The sequence below is a fragment of the Burkholderia sp. AU17457 genome, from assembly GCF_002223255.1.
In the GTDB taxonomy this organism is placed as follows: Bacteria; Pseudomonadota; Gammaproteobacteria; order Burkholderiales; family Burkholderiaceae; genus Burkholderia; species Burkholderia sola.
The window spans coordinates 738,111-754,860 of the sequence record NZ_NKFB01000004.1 but is presented as its reverse complement, the minus strand read 5'-3'; the positions used below and the strand labels follow the sequence as shown (position 1 = coordinate 754,860).

At 68.5% G+C, this 16,750-nt stretch carries 14 protein-coding genes; 1 reads left to right on the top strand and 13 read right to left on the bottom strand.

From position 1 onward, the window contains the following. Positions 1–15: 15 nt before the first annotated feature. From bioD to aceK, 8 genes are all read right to left on the bottom strand, one after another. On the bottom strand, positions 16–738 hold the full coding sequence (gene bioD / locus CFB49_RS15865; RefSeq protein WP_089491724.1) for a dethiobiotin synthase: 723 nt from the start codon (positions 736–738) through the stop codon (positions 16–18). After that, positions 735–1,922, bottom strand: a complete 1,188-nt coding sequence (gene bioF / locus CFB49_RS15860; RefSeq protein WP_089491723.1) for an 8-amino-7-oxononanoate synthase — start codon at positions 1,920–1,922, stop codon at positions 735–737. Before bioF ends, bioD begins: the two co-directional genes overlap by 4 nt. After that, positions 1,919–3,265, bottom strand: coding sequence for an adenosylmethionine--8-amino-7-oxononanoate transaminase (gene bioA, locus CFB49_RS15855; protein WP_179234907.1), 1,347 nt, complete (start codon positions 3,263–3,265; stop codon positions 1,919–1,921). The genes bioF and bioA overlap by 4 nt, the downstream gene beginning before the upstream one ends. 508 nt (positions 3,266–3,773) lie before the next feature. Further along, a complete protein-coding gene (locus tag CFB49_RS15850) occupies positions 3,774–5,045 on the bottom strand; it encodes a dienelactone hydrolase family protein (RefSeq protein WP_089491721.1) in 1,272 nt (423 codons plus the stop codon). Between the two features lie 106 nt (positions 5,046–5,151). After that, positions 5,152–5,589: a YchJ family protein gene (locus CFB49_RS15845; RefSeq protein ID WP_089491720.1), complete on the bottom strand. Its 438-nt coding sequence runs from the start codon at positions 5,587–5,589 to the stop codon at positions 5,152–5,154. 39 nt (positions 5,590–5,628) lie between these two features. Continuing rightward, positions 5,629–6,306, bottom strand: a complete 678-nt coding sequence (locus CFB49_RS15840) for an SDR family oxidoreductase (protein WP_069620180.1) — start codon at positions 6,304–6,306, stop codon at positions 5,629–5,631. Between the two features lie 111 nt (positions 6,307–6,417). Then, positions 6,418–7,185, bottom strand: a complete 768-nt coding sequence (can, locus tag CFB49_RS15835) for a carbonate dehydratase (protein WP_069620181.1) — start codon at positions 7,183–7,185, stop codon at positions 6,418–6,420. A 56-nt stretch (positions 7,186–7,241) separates the two neighbouring features. Beyond that, positions 7,242–9,059 carry a bifunctional isocitrate dehydrogenase kinase/phosphatase gene (gene aceK / locus CFB49_RS15830; RefSeq protein ID WP_089491719.1) on the bottom strand — a complete coding sequence of 606 codons (1,818 nt, stop codon included), beginning with the start codon at positions 9,057–9,059 and terminating at the stop codon, positions 7,242–7,244. 303 nt (positions 9,060–9,362) lie between these two features. Here aceK and CFB49_RS15820 point away from each other — a divergent pair, with 303 nt between their 5' ends. After that, positions 9,363–10,442 carry an MBL fold metallo-hydrolase gene (locus CFB49_RS15820; protein WP_089435697.1) on the top strand — a complete coding sequence of 360 codons (1,080 nt, stop codon included), beginning with the start codon at positions 9,363–9,365 and terminating at the stop codon, positions 10,440–10,442. Positions 10,443–10,458: 16 nt separating this feature from the next. Here CFB49_RS15820 and CFB49_RS15815 read toward each other — a convergent pair whose 3' ends face one another. The 5 genes from CFB49_RS15815 to CFB49_RS15795 all read right to left on the bottom strand — a co-directional run bounded on the left by CFB49_RS15815 (position 10,459) and on the right by CFB49_RS15795 (position 16,739). Further along, positions 10,459–12,111, bottom strand: coding sequence for an ABC-F family ATP-binding cassette domain-containing protein (locus tag CFB49_RS15815; RefSeq protein WP_089491718.1), 1,653 nt, complete (start codon positions 12,109–12,111; stop codon positions 10,459–10,461). Positions 12,112–12,303: 192 nt separating this feature from the next. Then, positions 12,304–13,908 (bottom strand): ABC transporter substrate-binding protein, encoded by a 1,605-nt coding sequence (locus CFB49_RS15810; RefSeq protein WP_089491717.1) that lies wholly within the window; start codon positions 13,906–13,908, stop codon positions 12,304–12,306. Between the two features lie 432 nt (positions 13,909–14,340). Further along, positions 14,341–15,114 carry an SDR family oxidoreductase gene (locus CFB49_RS15805; RefSeq protein WP_089491716.1) on the bottom strand — a complete coding sequence of 258 codons (774 nt, stop codon included), beginning with the start codon at positions 15,112–15,114 and terminating at the stop codon, positions 14,341–14,343. Between the two features lie 19 nt (positions 15,115–15,133). After that, entirely contained in the window at positions 15,134–15,772 is a 639-nt protein-coding gene (locus CFB49_RS15800) for a thiol:disulfide interchange protein DsbA/DsbL (RefSeq protein WP_011694426.1), read from the bottom strand. Between the two features lie 70 nt (positions 15,773–15,842). Then, the gene (locus CFB49_RS15795; RefSeq protein WP_089491715.1) at positions 15,843–16,739 is read right to left on the bottom strand and encodes an SPOR domain-containing protein; all 897 of its coding nucleotides are present in this window, start codon (positions 16,737–16,739) and stop codon (positions 15,843–15,845) included. Positions 16,740–16,750: the final 11 nt, after the last annotated feature.

Here is a 16,750-nt window from a genome sequence, read left to right as displayed (position 1 = left end):
GGGGGATCGGTTGGGTCAATGCCGCGCGGTGCGCAGCGACTCGACGAGCGCGGCGATGTCGAGCATCGCCGCGGCGGATTCGGGGGCGGCCGGCGTCATGTGCGCGATGCGGCCGAGCAGTGGCGCGCGGTGCTCGCGCGCGAGCCAGTCGCGAATCGTCGCGACGTTCTCGTCGGCGAACGACATGGCCGGGTCGACGTGGTTCGCGACCCAGCCCGCGAGCGTGAGGCCGCGAGCGACGATTGCATCGGCCGTCAGCAACGCGTGGCTGATGCAGCCGAGCCGGACGCCGACGACGAGCACGACGGGCAGGCCGAGCGCGACCGCGAGATCGGCGGTGTCCTGCGTGTCGTTCAGCGGCACGCGAAAGCCGCCGACGCCTTCGACGACGACGACGTCCGCGCGCGTCAGCGCTTCGCGATGGCACGCGACGATCGTGTCGAGGTCGAGCGTCACGCCTTCGTGCGCGGCGACGATATGCGGCGCGGCAGGCGCCTTCAGCAGGAACGGCGTGCGCAGTTCCGGCGGCAGCACGACGTTCGCGGCCCCGTCGAGCTGGTCCGCGTCCTCGTTGCGCCACACGCCGTCGCGTTCGTACGCGCCGGCCGCGACCGGCTTCAATGCGGCCGCGCGCAGGCCGTGCCGCGCGAAGCCGTGCAGCATCGCGGCCGACACGAAGGTCTTGCCGATTTCGGTGTCGGTGCCGGTGACGAAGACGGACAGCGGGGCGGTGGTCATGCCGCTGCCTCCTCGCTGGCTTCGATCAGCGCGGCTTCGAGCCTTGCCAGATCGTCGAACGAATGCGCGGCCGACAGCGACACGCGCAGCCGCGACGTGCCGGCCGGCACCGTCGGCGGCCGGATCGCCGGCACCCACAGGCCGTGCGCGTCGAGCGCGCGCATCGCCGCGAGCGTCGCGTCGTTGCTGCCGATCACGAGCGGCTGCACGGCCGTGTGCGAATCGACCGGCTGCCAGCGCGTGCTGCGCAGCAGCGCGCGCGTGCGTTCGATCAGCGCGGCGAGGTGCGCGCGGCGCGCGTCGCCTTCGTCGCCCGCGATCACCTTCAGGCTTGCCGATACCGCATGCGCGACGGCCGGCGGCGCGGCCGTCGTGAAGATGTAGCTGCGCGCGCGCTGGATCAGCCATTCGATCACGGTCTCATGCGCGATCACGAATGCGCCCGCGACGCCCGCCGCCTTGCCGAGCGTGCCGACGTACACGAGATTCGGCGAACGCAGCGCGGCGGCGGCAAGCGCGCCGCGACCCTGCGGGCCGAGCACGCCGAAGCCGTGTGCATCGTCGACGACGAGCCACGCGCCGTGGCGTTCGGCCAGCGCGACGAGCTCGGCGAGCGGCGCGATATCGCCGTCCATGCTGAACACGGTGTCGCTGACGATCAGCTTCGTTTGCGCATCCGATGCGTCGAGCAGCGCGGCGAGCGCGGCCATGTCCGCATGCGGATAGACCTGCACGTTCGCCCGCGACAGCCGCATGCCGTCGATCAGCGACGCGTGGTTCAGTGCGTCGGAGAAGATCGTCGCGCCCTTGCCGGCGAGCGCCGTCATCGCCGCGAGGTTCGCCATGTAGCCGGTGCTGAAGTACAGCGCGCGCGGCGCGTCGGAGAAGCCGCCCGCGAAGCCCGCGAGTTCGTCTTCCAGTTTGGCGTGCGCGCGCGAATGGCCGCCGAGCAGGTGCGAGCCGCCGCTGCCGGAGCCGTAGCGCTGCGCGCCTTCGGCGAACGCGGCGACGAGCGCCGGATGCGCGGCGAGGCCGAGGTAGTCGTTGCTCGCGAAGCCGACGATCTCGCGGCCGTTCACGGTCATGCGCGCGTCGCACGCGGTGTCGGCGATGCGTCGCACGCGGCGCAGCCCTTGCGCGTGGAGGTCGGCGAGGCCGCGTTGCAGGGTGTCGAGCAGGCTCATCGGCCGAGGTCCTCCAGCGTCGCGTCGAGCGTGTCGCGCGTGCGCTGCGCGAGCCATGCGATGTCGTCGTCGCTCATCACGTACGGCGGCATCAGGTACACGGTCGTGCCGATCGGGCGCAGCAGCAGTTCGCGCGCCAGCGCGTGTTCGAAGAAACGCCGCGAGAAGCCGCGCGCCGCATCGCCGTCGAGCGCGACGTCGAACGCGAACAGCGTGCCGCGCTCGCGCGGGTGGCGCACCTGCGGATGCGCGTCGAGCGGCGCGAGCGCCGCGCGCAGCGTCGCCGATTTACGGGCGTTGCTCGCGAGCACGTCGTCGCGCGCGAACAGGTCGAGCGTCGCGACTGCCGCGCGGCACGCGAGCGGGTTGCCCGTGTATGAGTGCGAATGCAGGAAGCCGCGCGTCGTGTCGTCGTCGTAGAACGCCGCGAACACGTCGTCACGCGTGAGCACCAGCGACAGCGGCAGGTAGCCGCCGCTGATGCCTTTCGACAGGCACATGAAGTCGGGCCAGACGCCGGCCTGCTCGCACGCGAAGAAGGTGCCGGTGCGGCCGCAGCCGACCGCGATCTCGTCGGCGATCAGGTGCACGCCGAATTCGTCGCACAGTGCGCGCAGCCCGCGCACGTACGACGGATCGTGCATCGCCATGCCGGCCGCGCACTGCACGAGTGGCTCGACGATCAGCGCGGCGATCCGGTCGCCGCGCTCGACGAACAGGCGCCGCACGTCCGCGAGCGCGCGGCCCGCGACGTCGGCGGCCGTCTCGCCCGGCAGCGCGCCGCGCGCATCGGGCGACGCGACCACGTGCGCGTGGCGGATCAGCGGGTCGTACGCATCCTTGAACAACGCGACGTCGGTCACGCCGAGCGCGCCGATCGTCTCGCCGTGATAGCTGTTCGCGACGCAGACGAATTCCTGCTTGTTCGCGCGGCCGCGGTTGCGCCACGCGTGGAAGCTCATCTTCAGCGCGATCTCGACGGCCGACGCGCCGTCCGACGCGAAGAACGCATGGCCGAGCGTGCGCGCGGTGAGCGCATGCAGCCGTTCGGCGAGTTCGATCGCCGGTTCGTGCGTGCAGCCGGCGAGCATCGCGTGCTCGAGCGTGTCGAGCTGGTCCTTCAGCGCCGCGTTGATGTCCGGGTTCGCATGGCCGAACAGGTTGACCCACCACGAGCTGATCGCGTCGAAATAGCGGCGGCCGTCGCGGTCGTACAGCCACACGCCCGCGCCGCGTGCGACGGGGACGAGCGGCAGGCGCTCGTGGTGCTTCATCTGGGTGCAGGGGTGCCAGACCGCGCGCAGGCTGCGCGCGACCCAGTCGTCGGTGGCTGGCGTACTCAAGGCGACTCCGGGGGTAAAACGACCGCGCGGCATCGACGGGATGCCGCGCGGCGCAATACGAAACGCGCAGAGATTAGCGTGTTCCGCCGGACGTTGCACTAGCGGTTACAAACGCCGCACAGCCTTGCTGGGCGGGAGTTCGGCGCAGTTCGGGGGTGCTCGGAACGGAACGCGGCGGATCGGGCGAAATGCGCGCAGATGACGACGTTCGAGTGACACCCCCCGACAGAAAAAATCGCGGGGCGAGGGGCGATGCAGCGACGAAATATGGGGAGCGATGAGGGTGCGGTATTTGCGGCGACGAGGGGCGATCTTGCTTCGTGCATCGTCGGATCGACAGGGGGCGGAAGGCCCGGATGGCTGGACGAGATCTGGCGCGAATTCAAGTCGATTGCTCGTCAAAACGAGCATTACGCGGCGTGTGCTCGATTGGACGCGCAGGCGGGGGGCCGCGGCGACCTTGAATCGACGGCGCGCGAAGGGGGAAGCAGGAGGAACGACGAGCGCGTCAGCGCGAAGCCAGTGCGCGCGTATCGGTATCGCGGGTGTGATCGTCGCCGTTGTCGGCCGTCTGTGTCGTGTTGGCGTTCCACACGACGCGGTCGTTGACCGCATACAGCCGGCACGCGCCGGCGCCTTGCTTCGCGCAGTTGTCGAGCGCGAGCGCCATCGGGTCGTCGCCGCCTTCGGCCCACGACCATGCGCCTTCCGACGACACCGCGAACGCGCGGCTCGGATGCTGGTTCAGGAAGCGGCGATAGCCTTCGCGGCCCGCTTCGTCCACGTACGGCACCGCGTTGACTGCATCGATCGATGCGTAACCGGTGGCCTTCGGCTCGTGCGGGTCGGCGACCGCATAGCGCACCGCGGTCGGCAGGTTCAGTTCGGCGAGGAAGGCGTGCACGGCCGGCCACCATACGGGCACGCCGTCGCGATCGACGATCAGCCGGTGCGCATCGTCCTTGTAGCGGCCGAAATCGATGAAGCGGGCCTGCGTGCCGTGCGACACGTACGCATCGTGCATCTGCGCGACGAGCGCGGGCGTCCACACCGAATCGTTGTCGCCGTACAGCCACAGCGACCGCACGGCCGTATGCGCGCCGTAGTGGTCGAACGCGTCGACGAGGTTGCGCTGCCAGCCGTCGCAGAGGTCCTGGCGCAGCCCGCCGGAGAAGTTGATGATGCCGCGCACGCCCGCCGCGGCTTCGGTGCCGTACGCGACCGACGCGAGGCCGCCGTGCGACGTGCCGGCGACGACGATGCGCGACGCATCGACGTACGGCTGGCGCGACATGTAGCGCACCGTCGCATCGACGTCGGCGGCCTGCGCGAGGCCGTTCTTGCCGACGTTGCAGCCTTCCTGCTGGTACGTGCCGCCCGAACCGGCGAAGCCCTGGCGATTCGGGGCGATCACCGCATAGCCGCGGCGCACGAATTCGCGCGCGAACGCGAGCGGCCGGCTGCGCGGCTGCAGATGGAGATCGCCGGTATTTTTGCCGTGGTTGAAGACGACGAGCGGGAACGGGCCGGGCCCGTTCGGCTTGAACAGTGTCGCCTCGAGCGTGATGGCGCCCGAAGCGTCGGCCGGAATGCGGAGGATCTGCTCGTTGAGATCGGCGGCGACCTGCGGCAGATTCGAGTCGGCGTAGTCGAAATGCTCGGCGTGGGCGAGCGACCCGCTGGCGCCCGCACCCGTACTGGCGCTCGGCAGCGTACCGGCCTGAGCGGCCGACAGCGCACAGGCCGCCATCCATCCCACCAATACCTTGCTGAACGCCATCCGTAAGCCCTGCCATGCAACATGACCAATTCGAGCCCATCGTAGCCCGACAAAATCAGGTTGTGCAATGCGGGAATTACCCGGCGTCTGACATGGCAACTATTTGTCAGCGTTCACTTACTTCGCCGTCGACATAGCGCCAGAATCCCTGCTCGTCGCGCTCGAAACGGCTCATCTCGTGCAGCCGGTAAGCGCGTCCGCCGACCTTGTAGCGCGCCACGAATTCGACCTCCGCGTGCCGGTCGTCGAGCGGTACGTGGCGTTTAACCGCGAGGCCGAGCCAGCGCGGCGCGTCCGGCGCTGCCGGGTCGGCCTCGAGATCGGGCGGGCAGGTGCGCGCGGCCCACGTCGCGCGCAGATAATCGGTCGCGCCGAGCACGTACGCGCTGTACCGCGAGCGCATCAATTCGAGTGCGGTCGGGGCGGCTTGCCCGCCGTCGATGAAGCGGCCGCAGCAGGCGGCGTAGCGCGGCGCCGGCGCGTTGCCGGCGGGTGCGGGGGAGGCGCCGCCGCACGGGCACGCGTCAGGTCGGTTCAAAATCATGCGAAATGCGAATTAACAACGTCCGGTTACCGGCGCCGCTCACCAGCTGAGCTCGATGCCGTCGTACTGGAAGAACCGGCCGTTGGCCTGGGATACGTCCGAAGCGGATTCGGCGATCACGCGACGCATGCCGGTCACGCTCGTTTCCGGATCGATCGCGGCCTGCGCGCCGCCCATGTCGGTGCGCACCCAGCCGGGGTGCAGCGAAATGCACGCGGCATGACGCGTCTGCAGCGACGCGATGCGCAGCGCGTCGTTCAGCGCGGCCTTGCTCGCGCGGTAGAGCCAGCCGGTCGTGCCGGTCGCCTCGGCGATGCTGCCCATCCGGCTCGACACCACGGCCAGCACGCCGCGCGCGTCCTCGACGAGCGGCAGCAGGATCGGCAGCAACTGCATCGGCCCGCGCACGTTCGTATGCATCACCGTGTCGAAATCCTCGGCGGTGATCGTCTCGACGCCTTCGGTGCGCGGCCCGTACACGCCCGACACGAGCACGGCCGCATCGAGCCGCTCCCCGTCGAGCTTCCAGCCGAGCGCCGCGATCTGCGCGGGCTGCGCGATATCGAGCGCATGCGGCTGCGCGCCGAGCGCACGCAACGCATCGAGCGACGCCGCGTCGCGCGCGGTGGCGATCACGTTCCAGCCGTCGCGCCGGTATTGCCGGACGAATTCGCGGCCGAGGCCGCGCGATGCGCCGACGATCAATACGGTTTTCATGCCGTCGCTCCTTGGGTTGGCGCCGCCGAGGCAGTGCCGGTGTCAGATCCGTTCGATGCGTGCCGCGCCCGCGTGGCAGCCGACGTCAGGCGGCTGGCGCGTCACTGCACGTTACTGCGCGTCGTCGCACGGCTTCAGCGTGGCGGCGACCGCCTGCGCGACGTCTTCGAGCTGCGCGGCGTCGGCCGCGACCATGTCGTTGTCGGGCGCGTGCTGGCCGCGTGCGGTCAGCGCCGCCACGCAGCGCCGGTAGGTTGCGTCGAGCGCGTCGAAGTTCGACACGGACATCCCGAGGTTGCGCATCCGGCCGTCGTGCACGCCGTACACGAGCCCGTGCACGGTGAGCGACTGGCCGCGCGCCCACGCGTCGTTGACGATCGTCGTGCGGCACACGTTGACGACCTGTTCGATCGAATTCAGCTCGATCAGGCGGCGATACCGCGCTTCGCCGACCGGCCATTCGTCGAGCAGCGCCGCGTGGCGTTCGCGCACGTCCTGCACGTGATGCAGCCAGTTGTCCGCGAGGCCGACGCGGCGGTTGTGCAGCGCCGCGTTCACGCCCGAGCAGCCGTAGTGGCCGACGACCATGATGTGCTTCACGCGCAGGATGTCGACCGCGAACTGGATCACCGACAGGCAGTTCAGGTCGCTGTGCACGACCACGTTCGCGATGTTGCGATGCACGAACACTTCACCCGGCGGCAGGCCGATGATCTGGTTCGCCGGCACGCGCGAATCGGAGCAGCCGATCCACAGATATTCCGGCGCCTGCTGGTCGGCGAGCCGTGCGAAGAAATCGGGATCGTCGGCGAGCTGGCGCTTGACCCAGGCATCGTTGTTGTCGAACAGATGTGAAAGCGGATTGTCTTGGGTAGTCATCGGTGTGGATTCCGTTGGCGGAAATCAAGTCGATATCGGATCGGGTGTTGCCGGCGTCAGGCGGCGCGCTGCGCGTCGCCTGCGTCGTCGTTCCGGCCCGTCGCGTCGAAGCGCGCGGGGTAGCGCACGCTGAAGCGCAGGGTCGTGTCGTACGGATAAAAATCGGGCAATTCGCCCTGCATCAGCTTGTCCTTGCTCGCCTGCCATAGCGCGGGATCGAAAAAGTCCGCGTGATGCTTCATGAAGACGTCGCGCACGCGCGGGTCGCCGAGCAGAAACGGCCCGTAGGTCTCCGGAAAGATGTCGTGCGGGCCGACGGTATACCACGGTTCGCCGGACAGCTCGTCTTCCTCGTTGCGCGGCGCCGGCACGCGCCGCACGTTGCAGTCGGTCAGGTACTCGATCTCGTCGTAGTCGTAGAACACGACGCGGCCGTGGCGCGTGACGCCGAAGTTCTTGTACAGCATGTCGCCGGGGAAGATGTTCGCCTTCATCAGCTCCTTCACCGCGTTGCCGTATTCCTTCACGCCGTGCTCGACGTCCGCGTCGCTGCCGTTCTGCAGGTACAGGTTCAGCGGCGTCATTCGGCGCTCGATGTACAGGTGCTTGATCACGAGCTTGTCGTCCTCGTATTCGAGCAGCGACGGCACTTCCTTCTCGAGTTCGCGCACGAGCGCGTGATCGAGCCGCGCGAGCGGCAGCGCGACGCTCGAATACTCGAGCGTGTCGGCCATCCGACCGAGGCGGTCGTGGCGCTTCACGAGCTGGTACTTCTCCATGATCTGCGCGCGCGTCGTTTCCTTCGGCGGCGGGAAGTGATCCTTGATGATCTTGAACACGTACGGGAACGACGGCAGCGTGAACACGAGCATCACGAGGCCCTTGATCCCGGGCGCGATGATGAAGCGGTCGCTCGAATGCGACAGATGGTGCAGCAGGTCGCGGTAGAACAGGTTCTTGCCCTGCTTCTGCAGCCCGACCGACGTGTAGATCTCCGCCTTCGGCTTGCCCGGCATGATCGTGCAGAGAAAATCCACGTACGCGGACGGCACGCCCATGTCGACGAGGAAGTACGAATGCGAGAAGCTGAAGATGATCTGCAGCAGGTCGCGGCGCAGCAGCACGGTGTCGAGCGCGAGCACGCCCGGGCGCACGTGGCGGATCGGCACCGCGAACGGCAGCACGCGATCGGCGTTGATGATGCGGCCGACGATGTACGCGCTCTTGTTGCGGAAGAACAGCGACGACAGCACGTGGATCTGGAAATTCGGCGCTTCGTCGAAGTGGCCGAATTCGTCGTCGATCGCCTGCATCACGCAGCCGATGTCGCGCGAGAGATCCTCGAACGCCGGCTCCAGCTGGAAGTTCGTGACGATGCGCTCGAGCGTGACCGCGAGCCCGTCGGTGCCCGGATAGTACGCGCGGTAGGTCGGCTTCGCGGCCGGCTCGTCGTTCTCCAGGTACTCGGTCGAGATCGCCGGGCGCACGAAGATGAAATCGTTGCTGAAATACGAGCGGTGCAGGATCTTGCAGCACACCGAATTGAAGAAGGTTTCCGCGCACTCGGGCTGGCGGTGCGACGTGAGTAGGCCAATGTAGTGCAGCTTGATCTGCTGCCACACTTCGTCGTCGATGTTCTCCGCGTCGTATTCGTCCTCCAGCACCTCGACGCATTCCTTCACGCGATCGTCGTACGACGTGATCCGTTCGCGCGCGAGCCGCTGCAGCCCGTGCCAGTCGCCGCGCTCGAACAGCGTCTTCGCGTCGACCGCCGCTTCGCGGAAGATCCGGTAATGGCGATCGAAGTATTCGAGCATCGTCTGCGCGACGTCGAAACCGATCTGCGACGACAGCAGTTTGGGGAAGTGATTCATCGCGTGCAGGCTCGTTCAAGGGGCTGTAAGCACTCGCCATTTTAGCGCCCAAGTCGGCGTTTCAAGGACTTTCGCAGTGACGCGCGAGCGGTCGTGAATCGGCGTGTTGTTCGCCGTTGGGCGCCGTTCGGCGCATCTTCGCGTAAAGATACGGGTACGGAACCGATTCTGACACGAACTTTTTTGCGGCGGTCCGGCGCGCGTCGGGCACCTGTTTCGCGCGACGGCGATAGAATCGACGCACGCCCGCCGCGCGCTGCCGCCGGCGCGCATTCGCACCGATAACGACGAGACGCCCCACCGATGAACGCCCTGGAACACCAACTCGACTATCCCTTCGCCGATACGCTGCCCGCCGCGGGCGACACGTTCGAGGTCGCGCCCGGCGTGCGCTGGCTGCGCATGCCGCTGCCGTTCTCGCTCGACCACATCAATCTGTGGCTGCTGCGCGACGAGATCGACGGGCAGGCCGGCTGGACGATCGTCGATTGCGGGATCGCGTCGGACGCGATCCGCACGCACTGGGAGCGGATCTTCGACACGCATCTCGACGGCCTGCCCGTGCTGCGCGTGCTCGTCACGCACTGCCACCCCGATCACTTCGGCCTCGCGAACTGGCTGTGCGAAGGCGGCGACAAGGGCCGCTGGAACGTGCGGCTGTGGATGACGCTCGGCGAATACCTGTTCGGCTGTCTGATGGCGGCCGGCAACGGTTCGAACGCGGGCGGCGCGGCCGCCGCCGAGCACTTCGCGCGCCACGGGCTGACCGATCCGGCCGCGCTCGACAAGCTGCGCAACCGCCGCAGCTATTACTCGGACCTCGTGCCGGCCGTGCCGCCGCGCTACCGGCGCCTGCGCGAAGGCGACGCGGTGACGATCGGCGCGCGCACGTGGCGCGTCGTCACCGGCTTCGGTCATTCGCCTGAACATTGCGCGCTCCACAGCGACGCGGACGGCGTGCTGATTTCCGGCGACATGGTGCTGCCGCGCATCTCGACGAACGTGTCGGTGTTCGATCTCGAGCCGGAAGCGAACCCGCTCGCGCTGTACCTCGAATCGCTCGGCCGCTACGAGACGATGGCGCCCGACACGCTCGTGCTGCCGTCGCACGGCAAGCCGTTCCGCGGCGTGCGCACGCGCATCGCGCAGCTGCGCGAACACCACGATGCGCGCCTGGCCGAAGTGCGCGTCGCGTGCGCGCAGCGGCCGATGAGCGCGGCCGACATCGTGCCGATCATGTTCCGCCGCCGCGAGCTCGACATCCACCAGATGACCTTCGCGCTCGGCGAGGCGCTCGCGCACCTGAACCTGCTGTGGCTCGCGGGCGAACTCGTGCGCGAGCAGGGGGACGACGGGGTGCTGCGGTTCCGCATCGCCGGCTGAGCGCGCGTCGTCGTCGTTACGCGACGGGTTCGTAACGCCATCCGTCGCGCTGCCACTGCATCGTGTGCGTCGGTTCGAGCGCCGCGAGAAACGCGGCGTCGTGCGACGCGACCACGATCGCGCCGGGGAAGCCGGCCAGCGCGGCTTCGATCGCGCGCACCGATTCGAGATCGAGGTGATTGGTCGGCTCGTCGAGCAGCAGCAGTTGCGCGGGCGTGCCGCGCCACAGCGCGCAGGCGAGCGCGGCCTTCAGCCGCTCGCCGCCGCTCAGTTGCCGCGCAGGTTGCGTCGCCCGTGTCGCATCGAGTTGTAGCAGCGCGAGACGGCTGCGCAGGTCGCCTTCCGCGAGCGGCGTATCGAGCGCACCCAGTTGCTCGACGACCGAGCGCTCGGGGTCGAGCAGCGCGAGCCGCTGGTCGAGATACGCGGCGCTCACGTGCGTCGTGCAGCTACCTGAACGCGGCGCAAGTTCGCCCGCGAGCATCCGCAGCAACGTCGACTTGCCGCAGCCGTTCGGCCCGGTCAGCGCGATGCGCACGGCGCCGCTCGCCGACCACGTGATCGTGTCGGCGTCGCCCGCGACGCGCCACGGCAATCGAGCGCACTCGAGCGTGAACAGCTGGCGGCGCGCGCTGACTTCCGTGCCCGGCAGCGAGACGAGCACCGGCGCGTCGGCTTCGACGCGCGCGGCCGCTTCCTGCACGCGCGTGTCGAGCGTCGCCTTGAAGTCGCTCTGATGGCGCCGGACCGTTCCCATGATCGCGCGCGCCGCGCCCTTGCGGCTTTGGCGCGCCATCGACGACAGGTTGGCCTTCTTCGCGTCGCGCAGCGATGCGGCCGCGTGGCGCTGGATCGTGTCGTGCTCCTGTTCGAGCCTGCGCCGCACGCGCCCGCGCTCGGTGCGCGCATGATCGAGTGCCGCGTGCGCGGCCTCCTGTTGCGCGTCGCGTTGCGCGCGGTAGAGCGCGTAATTGCCGCCGTACGAGCGCGCGCCGTGCGGCGTCAGCTCGACGATGCGCTGCACGCCGGCGAGCAGCGCACGGTCGTGGCTGACGATGACGACGCCGCCCCGCCAGCCGTCGAGCGCCGCGCGCAGCCACGCGCGGCCCGGTGCGTCGAGATGGTTGGTCGGTTCGTCGAGCACGAGCAGGCCGGCGCCCGACAGCAGCGCGCCGATCAGCGCGACGCGCGCGAGCTGGCCGCCGCTCAGCGCGTGTGCGGGCGTGTCGGCATGGACGTCGTGCAGGCCGGCCGCGTCGAGCGCCGTGCGCAGCCGCTCGGCAAGATCCCAGCGATCGCCGATCAGGTCGAAGTCGTGCGGTGTCGCGCGGCCGTCCGCGAGACGCGCGAGCGCGCCGAGCGGCGCATCGAGCGCGGCGATCTGCGCGACGCTCGGCGGGGCGGCCGCCGCGTCGGCGCGGTCGTGATCGTGCTGCTGCGCGACGTAGACGACGGGCGCATGCCGCTCGATCGTCCCCGCGCTCGGCGCGCGCCGGCCCGCGATCAGTTGCGCGAGCAGGCTCTTGCCGACGCCGTTGCGACCGACGATGCCGGTCGGCGTGCGGTCGATGGACAGGTCGAGCGAATCGAACAGCGTGACGCCGTCGTCGAAGCGGAAGGAAACGTGATGAAGCGCGACGAGCGCGCCGGTGGGCGTGGCAGCAGCCATAAGCACCTCCAAAAATGCATGAAGACCTTCGCGCGCGGCGTGCGTGGCACGGGCGGCGAAAACATTTCGGGAAGGCTTAGTTGTTCACTTTGGCTGGCGTCCGGTATGAGGAATGAGCGCGCAGTGTAGCAAGCGCGGCGCGCGGGCCGCAAGCGAGCGGCGTGTGCGCCGTCGCTTGCGCGCCACGCACGGTTACTGCACGGCGACCGTCGTGAAGTTCTGCCGTCCGAACGGACTCACGCGATAGCCGCTCACGTTCGCGCGCGTGAGCGCGGCCGCGGTCGGATAACCGAGCGGGATCCACAGCGCCTCGTCGTGGATGATCTTCTGCGCGCTTTCGTACAGCTTCGCGCGCTTGGCCTGATCGGCGGTCGACTTGCCGTCGGCGATCAGCTTGTCGAGCTGCGCATCGCAGAAGCGTGCGAAGTTGATGCCCGACTTCACTGCATTGCAGCTGAACAGCGGCGACAGGTAGTTGTCCGGATCGCCGTTGTCGCCGGCCCAGCCCATGAACAGCATGTCATGCTGGCCGAGCTTCGCCTGCTTGATCAGCTCGCCCCATTCGATCACCTTCACCTCCGCCTTCACGCCGACCTTCGCGAGATCGGCCTGCAGCAGTTCCGCGCCGACCTTCGGGTTCGGGTTCAGCACGCTGCCGGTCGGGCGCGTCCAGATGGTTGTCGAGAAGCCGTTCGGGAAGCCGGCCTGCGCGAGCAGCTGCTTCGCCTTCGCGGGATCGTACGCATACGGCGCGACGTCCTTCGCGTAGCTCCACGTGTTCGGCGGATACGGGTTGTTCGCAGCCGTCGCGGTGTTGTCGAACACGACCTTCAGGTAGGTCGCGCGGTCGAACGCGAGGTTCAGCGCCTCGCGCACCTTGTCGTTGTCGAGCGGTTTCTTCTGCGTGTTCAGCGCGACGAACGCGGTCATGAACGCGGGCGTCTGCACGACCTTCAGCGCGCTTTCGCCCTTCGCGGCGAGCACGTCCTGAGGCTTCGGCGACAGCGCGATCTGGCATTCGCCGGCCTTCACCTTCTGCAGGCGCACCGACGGGTCGGGCGTGATCGCGTAGATCAGCCGGTCGACCTTCGGTTTCGTGCCCCAGTACGTCGGGTTCGCGTCGTAGCGGATCAGCGCGTCCTTCGTATAGCTCTTCAGCACGAACGGGCCGGTGCCGACCGGCTTCGCGTTCAGGTCGGCCTGCTTGCCGGCCTTCAGCAACTGGTCCGCGTATTCGGCCGAGTAGATCGACGCGAAGCCCATCGTCAGGATCGGCACGAACGTCGCGTTCGGCTCGTTCAGCACGAATTTCACCGTGCTGTCGTCGACCTTCGTGACCGACTTCACGAGCTTCACGAGGCCCATCGATTGCGCGTGCGGGAAGCCGCTCGCGCCGGCCACCTTGTGCCACGGATTCGCATCGTCGAGCATCCGCGCGAACGTGAACACGACGTCGTCCGCGTTCAGCGCACGGCCCGGCTTGAAATAGTCGGTGGTCTGGAACGCGACGTTCGGGCGCAGGTGGAACGTGTACGTGAGGCCGTCGGCGCTCGCTTCCCATTTGTCCGCGAGCGCGGGTACGACTTTCTTCGCGGCTTCGTCGTAGGACACGAGCGTGTTGAAGATCACGTCGGCCGACGCGTTGGTCGTGACGAGCGAGTTGTACTGCACGACGTCGAAGCCGTCCGGGCTCGATTCCGTGCAGACGGTGAGCGGCTTGGCGGCGGCGACGCCGGGGGCGGCAAGGGCGGCGAGGGCCGTGGCCACGGCGGCCGCGGCGAACAGCTTGACGTGCATAGGATCTCCCACGTGGCGTGTGTTTTTCGCTGGATGACGGAGGCAGGCGCGGCCCGGAAGCGTGCAGGGCCGGCGCGGCTGACGAATAGCATACCGTCAAAGCGCGCGGCGCGTGAAAAAAGGCGTCGGAACGCGGTGAATTGACCGAAAAACGGCTGCGTTCGCGACGGAACGGGTGTTGATGCGGCGGAGCGGGTAGGGCGAGCGCGGCGTGGGGGCGACGGGCGGGACGAGTGGCTGCGAATACGCGGCGGAAATGCGCGGCGCGACGCGCGCGACGGAACGGAGTGCGGCAGCGGTGCGCGGTACGGGGTGCGGTACGGGGTGCGATACGAGGGGAGAGATCCGCGCGGATTCGCGCGGTATCGCGATGAAGGTCAGGCCGCGGCGCGACAGCGATCCGGCGAGACGCGCGCCGGATCCGCGACGCACTCAGTGCGCGCCGGCCTTCGGCTTGCGCGGCGCCTTTTCGAACAGGCGGTCGTACAGCCAGCGCGGCAGCACGTGCAGCACCTTCGCGACGACCCCCATCTGCCATGGAATCACGCGGAACGCGTGCTGCCGGGCGATCGCGCGCGCCGCGCGCGCGGCGAAGCGGTCGGCGTCCATCAGGAACGGCATCTTGTACGGGTTGTGCGCGGTCATCGGCGTGCGAATGTAGCCGGGCGCGATCGTCACGACGCCGACGCCGGCCGGGCGCAGCTCGACGCGCAGCGCTTCCAGATACTTGATCGCGGCCGATTTCGACGCGCTGTACGCGCCGGAGCCGGGCAGCCCGCGCACGCCGGCGACGCTCGCGACGCCGACCAGCGTGCCGTGGCGCGCGGCCGTCATCGGGCCGACGAACGGCTCGAACGTCGCGACCATCCCGTAGTAGTTGATGTCCATCACGTCGCGGAACGCGGCGAGGTCGCCCTGGCCCGTGACGGCGCCCTGGCTGATGCCCGCGTTCGCGATCACGACGTCGGGACAGCCGTGCGCGGCGATGAACGACGCGGCGGCCGTCGCGAGCGCGTCGGCGTCGCGCACATCGGCGGAATAGACGGAGATGGACAGCTTCGGGAAACGCCGCGCGAACGCGTCGAGTGCATCGGTGCGCCGCGCGACGAGCGCGAGCGTGGCGCCCTGGCGGGCGTATTCCTCGGCCATCGCGAGGCCGAGGCCGCTCGACGCGCCGGTGATGAAGACCTTCAGCGGAGTAGTCATGCCGGCGCGCGGGCGGGGATCAGAGCTTCTTGTCCTGAACCTGCTTCACGAGGAAGTCGAGCACCTGCGCGGTACCCGGGATGCTGTTCGTGTAAGCCGGACCCGTCTTGTACTTGCCCTGGACGACGACCGTCGGCACGCCGTCGATCGCGTAGTCCTTCAGCAGCTTGGCCGACTGGTTCACCTCGCCCTGCACGCTGAACGAGTTGTACGCGTCCATGAACTTCTTCTTGTCGACGCCTTGCGTGGCCAGGAAGTCGGCCTGCGCCTGCGGCGTCAGCAGATAGTTCTTCTGCTTGTGGATCGCGTTGAAGATCGCCGGCGTGACCTTCTCGGAAATGCCGAGCGCGGACACTGCGTAGAACAGCTTCGAGTGCGGGAGGAAATCGTCACGGAATGCGACCGGCACGCGCTTGAAGTCGATGTTGTTGCCCTGTTTCTTCACCCAGGCCTCGATCGTCGGCTCGAATTCGTAGCAGTGCGGGCAGCCGTACCAGAAGAACTCGATGACCTCGACCTTGCCGGCCGGCGCGGACACCGGCTGCGGCGACTTCATCACCTCGAAATCCTTGCCGGCGGCCGGCGCGGCGGGCGACGCCTGCGCGAGGCCGGCGGCCAGGCCCAGGGACAGAAGGAGCGTGCTAAGCAGTTTTTTCATGTTGTGAACGTCGAATCAGTTGCTCGGGTTACGGAACGTAACGGGTTCTGCGTGGGCGCGGCCGGTTGGCTTACTGCTTCGTGAAGCGGATCACCGCCGTGTCGACACCTGCATCGGACAGGCGCTGACGGGCCGAGTTCATATCCTCGAACTTCGAGAACGGGCCGACGCGCACGCGGAAGTAGGTCACGCCGCTGACGTCGCGCTTCGACACCTTCGATTCGAAGCCCTGGAAGCCGAGGCGCGCACGCTGCTGCTCGGCATCGCCTTCCGTCTTGTACGCGCCGACCTGCAGGAAGTAGCCGGTGTTCGCGTCGTTCGCGGTCGGCGGCTTCGCCGTTGCTGCCGCGGCGGCCGTGGCCGACGACGTCGGCTTCGGCGTGTTCGCGGCCTGCTGCTGTTGCTGCTGCTTTTGCGCGGCGGCCTGCTGCGCCTGCTTCTGCGCGGCGAAGCGTGCGAGGTCGTCCTCGCCGCCTTGCTGCTGTTGCTGCGCCTGTTGCGTCTTCTTCGGCGGCGGCGTGGTGTCGGCCGGCTTCGGCGCGACGGCGACGCCGTTGCCCGACGACGGATTGTTCGACGCGGCGGTGTTGTTCGAGCCGGTGGCGCCGTTCGGGTTGCCCGACGGCGGCACTTCGACGATCTGCGGCTCGGGCAGCAGGCCGCCCTGGGTCTGGTTCGCGGCCTGGCCGGGCGCGGTGTTGGGCGGCGCGGATTGCGCGGCCTGCGGCACCGGCTGGCCGGGCGTCTTGCCCTGCAGCGCGCGGTTCGGGTCGAACTGCTGCGGCTGGCTCGCGCCGTTGTCTGCCGGCGGCGGCGCGACCTTCGACACGAACGGCGACGGCGAACGCGTGATGTAGAGCGCCACCACCACGGCGATCGCGAGGCCGACGATCAGGCCCAGCACGATTCCAAGAAATGTCCCTCCTGCTTGTTTCGATTGCTTCGAAGTTCGGCGTGGTTGTGCCATTGCTTGAGTCA

What these genes read in the sequence shown, in the direction of transcription:
- CFB49_RS15810 (WP_089491717.1), bottom strand. Translation starts at nt 13,908, where the DNA reads ATGCACGTCAAGCTGTTCGCCGCGGCCGCCGTGGCCACGGCCCTCGCC.
- CFB49_RS15800 (WP_011694426.1), bottom strand. Translation starts at nt 15,772, where the DNA reads ATGAAAAAACTGCTTAGCACGCTCCTTCTGTCCCTGGGCCTGGCCGCC.
- CFB49_RS15805 (WP_089491716.1), bottom strand. Translation starts at nt 15,114, where the DNA reads ATGACTACTCCGCTGAAGGTCTTCATCACCGGCGCGTCGAGCGGCCTC.
- CFB49_RS15840 (WP_069620180.1), bottom strand. Translation starts at nt 6,306, where the DNA reads ATGAAAACCGTATTGATCGTCGGCGCATCGCGCGGCCTCGGCCGCGAA.
- can (WP_069620181.1), bottom strand. Translation starts at nt 7,185, where the DNA reads ATGACTACCCAAGACAATCCGCTTTCACATCTGTTCGACAACAACGAT.
- CFB49_RS15845 (WP_089491720.1), bottom strand. Translation starts at nt 5,589, where the DNA reads ATGATTTTGAACCGACCTGACGCGTGCCCGTGCGGCGGCGCCTCCCCC.
- CFB49_RS15795 (WP_089491715.1), bottom strand. Translation starts at nt 16,739, where the DNA reads ATGGCACAACCACGCCGAACTTCGAAGCAATCGAAACAAGCAGGAGGG.
- CFB49_RS15820 (WP_089435697.1), top strand. Translation starts at nt 9,363, where the DNA reads ATGAACGCCCTGGAACACCAACTCGACTATCCCTTCGCCGATACGCTG.
- CFB49_RS15815 (WP_089491718.1), bottom strand. Translation starts at nt 12,111, where the DNA reads ATGGCTGCTGCCACGCCCACCGGCGCGCTCGTCGCGCTTCATCACGTT.
- CFB49_RS15850 (WP_089491721.1), bottom strand. Translation starts at nt 5,045, where the DNA reads ATGGCGTTCAGCAAGGTATTGGTGGGATGGATGGCGGCCTGTGCGCTG.
- bioF (WP_089491723.1), bottom strand. Translation starts at nt 1,922, where the DNA reads ATGAGCCTGCTCGACACCCTGCAACGCGGCCTCGCCGACCTCCACGCG.
- aceK (WP_089491719.1), bottom strand. Translation starts at nt 9,059, where the DNA reads ATGAATCACTTCCCCAAACTGCTGTCGTCGCAGATCGGTTTCGACGTC.
- bioD (WP_089491724.1), bottom strand. Translation starts at nt 738, where the DNA reads ATGACCACCGCCCCGCTGTCCGTCTTCGTCACCGGCACCGACACCGAA.